Below are 12,189 nucleotides of genomic sequence, written 5' to 3'. Positions count from 1 at the left end.
CTAACAGTCGACTCTACCCAGTCGACTCTACCCAGTCGCCCTTGCCCGGTCGGACGACACCGTCACTGCGTTCCGGTTAGGCTCGGGGCTCCCCTATCCAGGACCGCCCCATGCGCGTGATCGCTGCCGCCCTGCTTGCCTGCCTTCCACTGCCTGCGCTGGCCGCGCCCACTTACGGGCCGCGGCTGGAGGGTTTCGACTACGGCTATCCGGTGAAGACCTTCGCGCTGGAATCGCAGCGGCAGCCGCTGGAAATGGCCTACCTCGACATCGCGCCGAAGAAGGCACCCATCGGCGTGGTGGTGCTGCTGCACGGCAAGAACTTCTGTGCCGCCACCTGGAAGGAATCGATCAAGCCACTGGTTGCCGCCGGCTATCGGGTGATCGCCCCGGACCAGGTGGGCTTCTGCAAATCCAGCAAGCCCGAGCGTTACCAGTATTCGTTCGCGCAGCTGGCCGCCAACACCCATGCCCTGCTGCAACAGCTGCGACTGGGTGACGTCCCGGTGCACCTGGTCGGTCATTCGATGGGCGGCATGCTGGCGGTGCGCTACGCGCTGATGTTCCCGCAGGACCTGCGCAGCCTGTCACTGGTCAACCCGATCGGGCTGGAAGACTGGAAGGCGCTGGGTGTTCCCTGGCGCAGCGTGGACGCGTGGTACGCCGGCGAAATGAACATCAGCTATGACAGCATCCGCCGCTACCAGCTGGATGTGTACTACGACGGCAAATGGAAGCCGGCATATGAACCGTGGGCGCGGATGCAGTCGGGCATGTACGAAGGCCAGGGCAAGCAGGCCGTTGCATGGAGCCAGGCGCTGGCCTCGGACATGGTGTTCAACCAGCCGGTGGTCTACGAACTCAAGAATGTTCAGGTGCCGACCACGCTGTTCATCGGCCAGAAGGACCGCACCGCGATCGGTCGCGACCTGGCGCCACCAGCGGTGAAGGCGACGCTGGGCAACTATCCGGTGCTCGGGAAGGCGGCAGCCGCGGCGATTCCCGGCGCGACGCTGATCGAGTTCGCCGAACTGGGCCATTCGCCGCAGGTGCAGGACCCGAAGCAGTTCAACGCGGCGTTGCTGAAGGCATTGAAGGCGCATTGAACGGCAGCCCTCCCCTGTAGAGTCGAGCCATGCTCGGCTTATCCAGCAAGAGGGATCTCGCCAGTAGCAGCCGAGCATGGGCTCGGCTCTACAGAAGCAGTGCGATCAGCCGACGATCCGCAGCACGTCATCCAGCAGCGCGGCGGCGGTGACTTCCGCGCCCGCGCCCGGGCCCTGGATCAACAGCGGTTGGCGCCGATAGCGGTCACTGTGGATGGCCACGCGGTTGTCGGTGCCCGCGCCCTGCGCCAACGGGTGATCGGCAGGCAACTCACGCAGGCCCACCTGCGCACCCTCGCCATCGACACGGCCAACGAAACGCAGCACGCGGCCATTGTCATGCGCCTGCTGCCAGCGCGCCCGCAACGGCGCATCCAGCTGCTCGAGCGCCGCCACCGCATCCTCCAGCGGCAGCGCTGCCAGCGCTTCAGGCACCAGTGAATCCACCTGTACCTGCGACGCATCCAGCGCCAGCCCGCTGCTGCGCGCCAGGATCAGCAGCTTGCGGCGCACGTCTTCACCGGAAAGGTCCAGGCGCGGATCGGGCTCGGTGTAGCCGGCAGCCAGCGCCTCGCGCACCGCCGCCGAGAACGGCGACTGGCCGTCATAACGATGGAACAGCCACGCCAGCGAACCGGACAGCACGCCTTCGATGGCATGGATGTGATCGCCACCGGCCACCAGTGCACGCAGGCTGCTCAACAGCGGCAGGCCCGCGCCCACCGTCGCGCTGTCGCCATAGCGTGCGCCACTGTCGGCACAGCTTTCCGCAATGGCCTGCGCGCGGGCCAGCTGCGCACCACGTCCCAGCTTGTTGGCGGTCACCACATGCACGCCCCGCGCCAGCCACTGCACGTGGCGCGCGGCCACGTCTTCACTGGCGGTGGCGTCGACCACCACGTCGCCACGCTCCAGTCCTTCGGCACTCGCCCACGGTGGCGAACTCTGGCCATCGCGCGGTGCACGCCGTGCCAGTTCCAGCGGCAAGGCCAGGTCACGATCGATCTCCAGCGCAGTGCGTGAATTGGCCAGCCACTGCACGCTGGGCAGTTCCAGCCCACGCGCCCGCAATGCCTGGTAACGCTGTACGAAGGCCGAGCCGACCGTGCCGGTGCCCAGCAGCGCCAGGCGTCCCACGCCCAGAGCAGGAATTTCTGCGGCAAGCGCGCTCATGCATCCACCACCTGTTTGCGGCGCGCAGCCGCATCAATCACCGCTTCGGCACGCTGCAGCGCGGCGCCGAGATCGGCCAACAGGTCACGCTCGGCCTCGATGCCAACCGACAGGCGCAGCAGGCCTTCGCTGATGCCGGCCGCGGCACGCGCTTCGGCGGTCATCGCCGCATGGGTCATGGTGGCGGGGTGCGCGATCAGGCTTTCGACGCCGCCCAGCGATTCGGCCAGGGTGAAACAGCGCAGGCCATCGACGAACGCGCGCACCGCCGCGTGCGGATCATCACCCGCGCAGTGCGCCAGTTCGAACGACAGCATCGCGCCGAAGCCACTCTGCTGGCGAGCAGCGATGGAGTGGCCCGGGTGATCGGCCAGGCCCGGATAATAGACGCGGCCGACCGCCGGATGCTGGTCCAGCAGCGCAACGATCGACGTGGTGTTCTCCTGATGCACGCGCAGGCGCGCATCCAGCGTGCGCAGGCCGCGCAGGGTCAGGAAGGCATCAAACGGCGAACCCGTCAGGCCCAGCGCGTTGCCCCACCACACCAGCTGCTCATGCAGTGCCGGATCGCGCGCGACGACCGCACCACCCACCACGTCGCTGTGGCCGTTGATGTACTTGGTGGTGGAATGCAGCACCAGATCCGCCCCGAACGACAGTGGTTGCTGCAGGGCCGGCGACAGGAAGGTGTTGTCGACCACAACCAGAGCACCTGCCTTGTGCGCGGCATCGATGACGAAGCGCAGGTCGGTGATGCGCAGCAGCGGATTGGACGGCGTTTCCACCAGCACCAGCTTCGGCTGGGTGGCCAGCGCCTGCGACAGCGCGCGCGGATCGGTCAGGTCGGCGGTGACCAGTTCGAAATGGCCCTTCTTCGCCAGCGCATTGAACAGCCGCCAGCTGCCACCGTACGCGTCGTGCGGCACGACCAGGGTATCGCCCGGCTGAAGCAGCGCGTTCAGCACCAGGTTGATCGCGCCCATGCCGGTGGCGGTGATCACGCCGCCCGCACCGCCTTCCAGCTCGGCCAGCGCTTCACCCAACAGGTCGCGGGTCGGGTTGCCACTGCGCGTGTAGTCGTACTGGCGCTTGTTGCCGAAGCCTTCAAAACTGAAGTTCGACGACAGCACGATCGGCGGCGTGACCGCGCCATGCGCGGTGTCCCGATCGATGCCGGCACGGACGGCGGCAGTGGTGCGGCTACAGGACGGCTCGTTGGCGTGCAGGCTCATGCGGACTCTCCAGAGGTGCGGAAGGCGGTGGCGAGGATCGCGTCGATGCGATCGGTTTCTTTGAGGAAGGCGTCGTGGCCGTAGGGCGAGCGCAGCACGCGCAGGCTTCCGCGCGGCCCCAACCCCTCGACCAGGCCGACCAGGTCGGCCAGCGGCACCAGGCGGTCACCCTCCACCGCGACCACCACGGTCGGCGGCAGGATGGCGGCGGGGTCCACGCGGTGCAGGTCGATCGATTCGGACAGGCGCAGGTAGGCGGTCACCGGCGTGCGCGCGACGTACTGCGCGCCGGCGGCGTCGAGATAGTCCTCGGCGGCGACCCGCACGCGGCCGTTGATCACTTCCGGCGCGGCGTCGAAGCGCTCGCCGAACTCTTCCGGGGTGCGGTAGCTGAGCATGGCGAACTGCCGCGCCAGCGCCAGGCCGTGGTCTTCGCCGCACTGCAGTTGGCCGAGGGCGACGGCGCGGCGCTGCAGTGCGCGCCAGGCCGCGGCATACGGGTGCGGACGATGCGCGCCGCTGGCCAGCACCAGCTGGCGCACCCGGACTCGATGACGGATTGCGAACTGCTGGCCGACCAGCGCGCCATACGAGTAGCCGACGAAGGCCTTCAGCGTGCGGATACCCAGATGATCCAGCAGCAGTGCCAGCGCATCGGCCTGGTCAGCGGTATCGATCGGCACGTCCAACGCACCGTCGGCCCCGATGAAGTCGAACGCCAGTACGCGCAACTGCTGCGGATCCAGCGTGCGACCACTGCCGACCAGGTCTTCGGCCCAGCCCTTCTCGCTGAACTGTGCGTTGGACGCCACATGGCGATGGGCGGAAATGCCGCCGGCCAGCACCACAACCGGCGCATTGGCCGGGCCGACCCACTCATAGCGCAGGCGCACCGGGCTGGGGCCAGCGTGACGCATCGACAGCACCGCGGCGAACTCACCGCGCTCGGCATGCACGCGGTCTTCAACCGGCACGCTGACGGGGACAAAGGGTTCGGGGCGAACGGCGGTACTGGCAGCGAAGCTCATGGCGGGATCCGGTTGGGGAATCGGCCATCGAGCCTTCGCGGGGCTCGCGTTCGAGATGCACGTGCGGTGCATGGATCGAACCATCTTTCGGTGGACGCCACGGTCCCCGCAGGATTTGGCACCTACGCGGACGCTTTCGCATCCGCGGGCTGCCCCGGCTTCAAAGGGCCTGTCCCTCTGCCGGTCTCGATGGTGAGGCCACGATGCCAGCGCTTCCGGGCGCTGTCAATCCCTTCATGCGGATAAAGCGATGAATATTTTCGCGACAGGTATGCGAGAGGCGTCGCGGTCGCTCCGTTCAGGATCGGGTACAGTCCGGACGGTCCGTTTTCCTGAATCCGCTGATGCCACGCCTGCCCTTGACCTGCCTGCTCCTGCCGCTGCTGGCCAGCGCCTCTGCCGGCGCCAGCGACTGGCGCCAGGGCTGGGGGATGCTGCCGAAGGCGCCTGCCCCCGCCAGCGCGGAGGCGAAGGCCCCCCTTCCGATGGCCCAGCTGCGCCTGCAGTCGATCGGCGAACAGTGGCAGGCCCGGATCGACAACACCCTGGCCGGGCCGTTGCAGATCGAACTGCGCGCCGCCCCTGGGCACCTGGTCGACGGCTTGCCGGTGCAGTCACTGATACAGGGCGACAGCAGCCTGGTCGTCGGCCACCTCCCCGCGCCGGTCAATGGCCGGATGCTGGACCTGCGCCTGCAGTCGGTACCAGGCAACCCCGCCGCACAGGCCGAGGATGTGGCCTACCGCCTGCCCTTCGATGATGCACGCCCGCGCGTGGACCAGGCGCCGCAGGGCCGGTTCAGCCATGACGACGAGGAGAACCGCGACGCGGTCGACTTCGCACTGCCGGAGGGCACGCTGGTGCTGGCCGCGCGCGAGGGCACGGTGATGCAGATCCAGGATGGCTTCCGAGGCAACGGCCAGGACCGCGAACGTGATGGTGCCCGCGCCAACTTCATCCGCGTGCTGCACAGCGACGGCAGCATGGCCCTGTACGGCCACCTGCAGGCCGGCGGCATGCGCGTGCGTCGCGGCCAGGCAGTGGGCGCCGGGCAGCCCATCGGCCTGTCCGGCAACAGCGGCTTCAGCAGCGCACCGCACCTGCACTTCGTGGTACAGGTCAACCGCGGCATGGGCCTGCGTTCGGTGCCGGCACGCATCTTCGCCGAGCAGGGCCAGCTGCAGTTCGCCCGCCAGGGCGAGGCCGAGGGCGGCATCGGGCGCTGAACGGCCCCGGTCGGTATAATCGGGCGCTTATCTCTTTGAAAAGCGCCCCGGGCGGGCGCCACTGCCATGTCCGAAGTCGCCAACGAAGCGTCGCGTCGCCGCACCTTCGCCATCATTTCCCACCCTGACGCCGGCAAGACCACGCTGACCGAAAAGCTGCTGCTGTTCGGAGGCGCGATCCAGATGGCCGGTTCGGTCAAGGGCCGCAAGGCCGCCCGCCACGCCACCTCCGACTGGATGGCGTTGGAAAAGGAACGCGGCATCTCCGTCACCTCTTCGGTGATGCAGTTCCCGTACGAAGACAAGATCGTCAACCTGCTCGACACCCCCGGCCACGCCGACTTCGGCGAGGACACCTACCGCGTGCTGACTGCGGTGGACTCGGCGCTGATGGTGATCGACGTGGCCAAGGGCGTGGAAGAGCGCACCATCAAGCTGATGGAAGTGTGCCGCCTGCGCGATACCCCGATCATGACCTTCATCAACAAGCTCGACCGCGAGGGCAAGGACCCGATCGAGCTGCTGGATGAAGTGGAAACCGTGCTGGGCATCCAGTGCGCGCCGGTGACCTGGCCGATCGGCATGGGCCAGCGCCTGAAGGGCGTGGTCCACCTGCTGACCGGCGAAGTGCACCTGTACGAGCCGGGCCGCAACTTCACCCGCCAGGACTCGACCATCTTCCCGTCCATCGACGCCCCCGGCCTGGCCGAGAAGATCGGTGCACAGATGCTGGCCGACCTGCGCGACGAACTGGAACTGGTGCAGGGTGCCAGCCACCCGTTCGACCTGGAGGCCTACCGCGCCGGCAAGCAGACCCCGGTGTTCTTCGGCTCGGGCGTGAACAACTTCGGCGTGCAGCCGCTGCTGGACTTCTTCGTCGAGCATGCGCCGTCGCCGCAGGCACGCTCCACGACCGGCCGCGAGATCGCCCCGGAAGAAAACAAGCTGACCGGTTTCGTGTTCAAGATCCAGGCCAACATGGATCCGCAGCACCGTGACCGCGTGGCCTTCATGCGCGTCTGCTCCGGCCGTTTCAGCGCCGGCATGAAGACCTTCCACGTGCGCACCGGCAAGGAAATGAAGCTGGCCAACGCATTGACCTTCATGGCCAGCGACCGCGAGATCGCGGCCGAGGCGTGGCCGGGCGACGTGATCGGCATCCACAACCACGGCACCATTTCCATCGGCGATACCTTCACCGAAGGCGAAGCGGTCACCTTCACCGGCATCCCCAACTTCGCCCCGGAACTGTTCCGCCGCGCGCGCCTGCGCGATCCGCTCAAGCTCAAGCAGCTGCAGAAGGGACTGGCCCAGCTGTCCGAAGAAGGCGCGACCCAGTTCTTCCGCCCTCTCACCAGCAACGACCTGATCCTGGGCGCGGTGGGTGTGCTGCAGTTCGACGTGGCGGCCTATCGCCTGAAGGACGAGTATGGCGTGGAAGCCACCTTCGAGCCGGTCAGCGTGACCACCGCGCGTTGGGTCCACTGCAGCAACGAGAAGAAGCTGGAAGAGTTCCGCGAGAAGAATGCGCTGAACCTGGCACTGGATGCAGCCGGCCACCTGGTCTACCTGGCACCGACCCGGGTCAACCTGCAGCTGGCGCAGGAACGCTCGCCGGACGTGCGTTTCTCGGCCACCCGCGAAGCGGCCCATACCGTTTCGGTAGGCTGATGCCACGGGGTCGGATCCCTTTCCGGCAGGAAAGGGCTCTGACCCCAGCCAACGCAAGGCAGGCATTCACCCACCATACGGTGACAGGCGTGCACGCATCGCCCATCGCGGCGATGATAAGGGGGTGCGGGTCCCCCTCCCCGCGAACAATGCCTACGCCATGTCCACGACGTCCATTGCTTCGATCCGTGAAGAAATCGCCAGCGCCCTGACCCATGGCCTGGGCGCGGTATTCGCCCTGGCCGCCAGCGCGGTGTTGATCACCCTGGCTGCGATCTACGGCGACGGCTGGCAGCTGGCCAGCGCGATCGTGTTCGGTATCGCGCTGTTGCTGCTGTACACCGCCTCCACGCTGTACCACGCCATCCAGCATCCGGTCGCCAAGGGCCGGTTGAAGGTGTTCGACCACTGCGCGATCTATGTGCTGATCGCGGGCACCTATACCCCGTTCACGCTGATCGGCCTGCGCGGTCCGTGGGGCTGGGGCCTGTTCACCGCGATCTGGGCGCTGGCGCTGGGCGGCGTGGTGTTCAAGCTGTTCTACACCGGCCGTTTCAAGGTGCTCTCAACGGTGATCTACATCGCCATGGGCTGGCTGGTGGTCGTGGCGATCAAGCCGATGTGGGCCTCGATCGATGGCGGCACCCTCACCTGGCTGTTCGCCGGCGGCCTGTCGTATACGCTGGGGACCTACTTCTACCACCGTGAATCGATCCCGTACTCGCATGCCATCTGGCACCTGTTCGTGATCGGCGGCAGCGTCTGCCACTTCGTCGCGGTCACCATGCAGGTGCTGTAAACGGCCGCTCGAGGGCGGCGTGTGCACGCCATGCACATGGTCGCTTCGCGCCCTGTCCACGAACAGAGGGCAACCATGGCAGCGTGAATGCTGCCGCCTCCCCTGCCGCAAGGCGCACGCCCCGCTGGCGCCTCCGCCGCCCCGGCCCACGAGGCCGGCGCTGGCTCACGATCCTGGTTTTCCTGCTGGCGGCGATCCTGGTACTGCTCGCGTTGTGGGACTGGAACTGGTTCAAGGGACCGGTGGAGCGCGCGGTGCAGGCACGCACCGGCCGAGTGCTGCACATCGGGAACCTTGATGTCGACCTCGGCCGCACCAGCACGATCCGCGCCGATGCGATCACCTTCGCCAATGCCAGCTGGGCGAAACAACCTGAGATGGCCAGCGCAGACCGCGTCGAGATCGACGTGCGGGTCTGGCCCCTGCTGCGCGGCAGCGTGCAGCTGCCCGAGGTGCGCCTGACCCGGCCGGACGTGCTGCTGGAAACCGCCCCGCGCAAGGGCGAGCCGGGCAACTGGGACTTCCTCGGTGAGAGCGCCGGCGGCACAAGCCCGCAGCTCAAACGCCTGCGCATCGACGATGGTCGGCTGCAGTTCATCGATGCACTGGGCCGCACCGACATCCGCGTGGGCGTGCGCAGCGGTCAGCCGAAACAGGCCGATGCCTCGCCGCCGCTGCTGGTGCAGGGCAAAGGCCACTGGCAGGGCAACCCGTTCACCCTGCGCGGTGGAACCGAATCACCGCTGGAACTGACCGACAGCGACCACCCGTTCCGCATCCACCTCGACGGTCGCGCCGGCGCTACCCACGCGGTGGCCAGTGGCACGCTGACCAATCCGTTCCAGCTGCGGGTGTTCGACCTGCAGTTCGCACTCAGCGGGCAGGACCTGTCAGACCTGTACCCGCTGCTCGGCATTGCCATCCCGCCCTCACCGCCCTACGCCTTGGACGGACGGCTGAAGCGCGACCACAACGTCTGGCGCTACGACAGCTTCACCGGCAAGGTCGGTGACAGCGACCTCGCTGGCAACCTGCAGTTCGAGGTGGGACGCGACCGTCCACGGCTGACCGCGACACTGGAATCCAGGCGCCTGGACTTCGATGACCTGGCCGGCTTCGTGGGAGCGCCACCGAAGACCGGCGGCGGCGAAACCGCGAATGCGGAACAAAAGGCACAGGCCGCCCGTGTCGCCGCCAGCCGCCGGGTATTGCCCGACACGCCCTACAATCTGGGCAAACTGCGTGCGATGGATGCCGACGTGCGCTGGAAGGCCCACCGCATCAACGCGCCCTCGTTGCCACTGGACGACATGGACGCGCACCTGCTGCTGGATGACGGCGTGCTGCGGCTGGACCCGCTGAACTTCGGCGTGGCCGGCGGCGATATCCGCAGCACGATCCGCATGGATGCACGCCAGGCGCAGATTCGCACTGCGTTGAGGGCCAGCGTACGCGGCGTGCAGCTGGGCCAGCTTTTCCCGGATGCGAAGCTGGCCGAGCAGGCCAAGGGCGGCATCGGCGGCGAAGTGGACCTGAGCGGGCGCGGCAACTCGATCGCCGCCATGCTCGGCAGCAGCAGCGGCAAGGTCGGGCTGGCGATGGGCCGTGGCCATGTCGGCAACCTGGTGATGGAACTGGCCGGGCTGGATATCACCGAATCACTGAAGTTCCTGGTGACCGGTGACAAGCAGATTCCGCTGCGCTGCGCCTTCGCCGACTTCGGTGTGCAGGACGGTCTGATGACCAGCCAGGCACTGGCGGTGGACACCACCGATACCATCCTCATCGGCGAAGGCACGGTCAGCCTGCGCGACGAGACCCTGGACCTGCTGCTGAAACCGCGCCCGAAGGACAAGAGCATCCTGGTACTGCGGTCACCGTTGCATATCAGCGGCACGTTCAAGGACCCGTCGTTCCGCCCTGACTTCAAGGCGTTGGGTATTCGCGGCGCGGTGGCCCTGGCACTGGGCAGCATTGCCCCGCCGGCAGCGCTGCTGGCTACGATTGAACTGGGGCCGGGCAAGGATGCCAACTGCGGTGGGCAGTATGCGAAGTAGGGTTACAGCGTTGTTCGCGGCGCCTCCCTTCCCGCGCGTAGAGCCGGAGCAAGGCGACAGGCAGGACACGCCGTAAATACGTCCCTGTAGGCTCGGTCGGCGCATCCATGCGCCTCACGGTCCTGCCTGCCGCCTTGCTCCGGCTCCGGACAGTTTCCTGCGCGCGCGGAACGAGAGCGAAATTCAAAGTCAAAAAAAAAGCAAAGTCAAAAGCTGTTGCCAACCAAGGTTGGCATCTACCAGGAGCGGGGGATCGGCACTGAAACGCACCGCGCTCGCGGGAACGTGTCCAGAGGCGGAGGACCCTGCCCAGCCGCACCCTCCGCCTCCCAACGTATCAGGAAGGCGCTGCTTTGGCTTTGGCTTTGGCTTTGGCTTTGGCTTTAGCTTTGGCTTTGACTTTGGCTTTGAGCTTCGAAAAGCGGGCCGGCGGGCCGCAGGCCCGCCAGCGAAAAACTCATCCCGCCACGATGTACTGCTGCAGCTGATCCAGCTCCCAGCGCTGCGCATCGATCACCGACTTCACCAGGTCGCCAATGGAAATCACCCCCAGCACCTGCGCGCCCTCCACCACCGGCAGGTGGCGGATGCGGTAGTCGGTCACCAGCTGCAGGCAATGCTCCACCTGTTCGCCCGGCGACACCGTCACCACCTGCGTCGTCATGATCTCGGCCACCGCCGTATCGCGCGAAGAACGATCACGCAACACGATCTTGCGCGCGTAATCGCGCTCCGAAAGGATCCCGACCAACCGTGGCCCGTCCATCACCAGGACCGCGCCAATGCCCTTTTCCGCCATCAACCGGATCGCATCGATCACCGCCGCATCCGGCGCGACCGCATGTACTTCAGGAGACTTGCCGTCCAACAGTTGCCGTACCGTGGTCATCTGCCTGCCCTCCGAGGGTGGGTTGCAGGGCCGAGTCTGCCACGGCGGATGCTAGCCACGCGTCAACCAGGTACAACGGCCGCTGCTTGGACTCTTCGTACAGGCGCCCCAGGTACTCACCGATCAGGCCCAGCGCGATCAACTGCACCCCGCCCAGGAACAGGATCACCGCCATCATCGTCGGCCAGCCCGCCACCCGGTCGCCGTACAGCGCGGCCTTGACGATCACCCACATGCCGAACACGAAGGCCACCGCCGCGGTTGCCAGCCCCAGGTAGGTCGCCGCGCGCAGGGGCACGGTCGAGAACCCGGTAATGCCTTCCAGGGCGAAGTTCCACAGCCGCCACAGGCTGAACTTGCTGGTGCCGGCCACGCGTGCGTGGCGGTGATAGGGCACCGCCACGCGCTTGAAACCCACCCAGCTGAAAAGCCCCTTCATGAAACGATGGCGCTCACGCATCTCGCGCAGCGCACTCAGCGCGCGTGGTGACAGCAGGCGGAAATCCCCGGTATCGGCCGGGATCGGCGTACGCGAAAGGCGCCCCATCACGCGGTAGAAGATCGCCGCCGTGGCACGCTTGATCCAGGCCTCGCCATCGCGCGCCAGGCGCGTGCCATAGACGTTGTCATGGCCCTCGCGCCAGCGCGCGACGAACTGCGGCACAAGCTCCGGCGGGTCCTGGCCATCGGCATCCAGGATCATCGCCGCCCCTTCGCGCACCAGGTCCAGGCCAGCGGTCAGTGCGGCTTCCTTGCCGAAATTGCGCGACAGCTTCAGCGCGGAGACCCGCGCGTCGGATTGGGCCAGGCGGGCGATCACCTCCCAGGTCCCGTCATGGCTGCCGTCGTCCACGTACAGAATGTGGCCGTCGATGTCGGGCAGCGCGTCGAGCACCGCGCACAACCGCGGATGCAGCAACGGCAGTGCCAGGGCCTCGTTGTAGGCGGCGATGACGAAAGTGAGCCGTTCGCGGGTCATGCCCGGATTGTACGTTGCCGCCGCCCGTA

Annotated in this window: 10 protein-coding genes and 1 riboswitch; of the genes, 5 read left to right on the top strand and 5 right to left on the bottom strand. The window is 67.1% G+C overall.

From position 1 onward, the window contains the following. The first annotated feature begins 110 nt into the window (after positions 1–110). Positions 111–1,106 carry an alpha/beta fold hydrolase gene (locus AC5P5X_RS01535; RefSeq protein ID WP_049461391.1) on the top strand — a complete coding sequence of 332 codons (996 nt, stop codon included), beginning with the start codon at positions 111–113 and terminating at the stop codon, positions 1,104–1,106. A gap of 105 nt (positions 1,107–1,211) precedes the next feature. Here the strand turns inward: AC5P5X_RS01535 and AC5P5X_RS01530 are convergent, their stop codons facing one another. The 3 genes from AC5P5X_RS01530 to metX are packed head-to-tail and all read right to left on the bottom strand — an operon-like array spanning position 1,212 to position 4,539. Next, positions 1,212–2,279 (bottom strand): homoserine dehydrogenase family protein, encoded by a 1,068-nt coding sequence (locus AC5P5X_RS01530; RefSeq protein ID WP_049461209.1) that lies wholly within the window; start codon positions 2,277–2,279, stop codon positions 1,212–1,214. Continuing rightward, positions 2,276–3,511, bottom strand: a complete 1,236-nt coding sequence (locus tag AC5P5X_RS01525) for an O-succinylhomoserine (thiol)-lyase (protein ID WP_005410678.1) — start codon at positions 3,509–3,511, stop codon at positions 2,276–2,278. The genes AC5P5X_RS01530 and AC5P5X_RS01525 overlap by 4 nt, the downstream gene beginning before the upstream one ends. After that, positions 3,508–4,539, bottom strand: a complete 1,032-nt coding sequence (gene metX, locus AC5P5X_RS01520) for a homoserine O-succinyltransferase MetX (protein WP_049461211.1) — start codon at positions 4,537–4,539, stop codon at positions 3,508–3,510. Before metX ends, AC5P5X_RS01525 begins: the two co-directional genes overlap by 4 nt. Before the next feature lie 77 nt (positions 4,540–4,616). After that, positions 4,617–4,735: riboswitch (SAM riboswitch) on the bottom strand. A 148-nt stretch (positions 4,736–4,883) separates the two neighbouring features. On the opposite strand from metX, the gene AC5P5X_RS01515 reads away from it, so the two are divergent. The 4 genes from AC5P5X_RS01515 (at position 4,884) to AC5P5X_RS01500 (ending at position 10,292) form a co-directional block, all read left to right on the top strand. Next, a complete protein-coding gene (locus tag AC5P5X_RS01515) occupies positions 4,884–5,765 on the top strand; it encodes a M23 family metallopeptidase (protein WP_060380136.1) in 882 nt (293 codons plus the stop codon). 66 nt (positions 5,766–5,831) lie between these two features. Continuing rightward, positions 5,832–7,436 carry a peptide chain release factor 3 gene (locus tag AC5P5X_RS01510; protein WP_005410681.1) on the top strand — a complete coding sequence of 535 codons (1,605 nt, stop codon included), beginning with the start codon at positions 5,832–5,834 and terminating at the stop codon, positions 7,434–7,436. A gap of 160 nt (positions 7,437–7,596) precedes the next feature. After that, positions 7,597–8,235 carry a PAQR family membrane homeostasis protein TrhA gene (trhA, locus tag AC5P5X_RS01505; protein ID WP_005410682.1) on the top strand — a complete coding sequence of 213 codons (639 nt, stop codon included), beginning with the start codon at positions 7,597–7,599 and terminating at the stop codon, positions 8,233–8,235. An 83-nt stretch (positions 8,236–8,318) separates the two neighbouring features. After that, positions 8,319–10,292 (top strand): AsmA family protein, encoded by a 1,974-nt coding sequence (locus tag AC5P5X_RS01500; RefSeq protein WP_043034504.1) that lies wholly within the window; start codon positions 8,319–8,321, stop codon positions 10,290–10,292. A 457-nt stretch (positions 10,293–10,749) separates the two neighbouring features. On the opposite strand, the gene AC5P5X_RS01495 is transcribed toward AC5P5X_RS01500, so the two are convergent. Further along, complete coding sequence (locus AC5P5X_RS01495) at positions 10,750–11,181, bottom strand: CBS domain-containing protein (protein WP_100438341.1); 432 nt, start codon at positions 11,179–11,181, stop codon at positions 10,750–10,752. After that, positions 11,141–12,160 (bottom strand): glycosyltransferase family 2 protein, encoded by a 1,020-nt coding sequence (locus AC5P5X_RS01490; RefSeq protein WP_005410685.1) that lies wholly within the window; start codon positions 12,158–12,160, stop codon positions 11,141–11,143. Before AC5P5X_RS01490 ends, AC5P5X_RS01495 begins: the two co-directional genes overlap by 41 nt. Between the last annotated feature and the right edge of the window lie 29 nt (positions 12,161–12,189).

This window comes from Stenotrophomonas sp. YJH_SMC_91 (assembly GCF_059368495.1).
The sequence above is the reverse complement of the archived record's forward strand: the minus strand, read 5'-3'. Positions and strand labels throughout refer to the sequence as shown.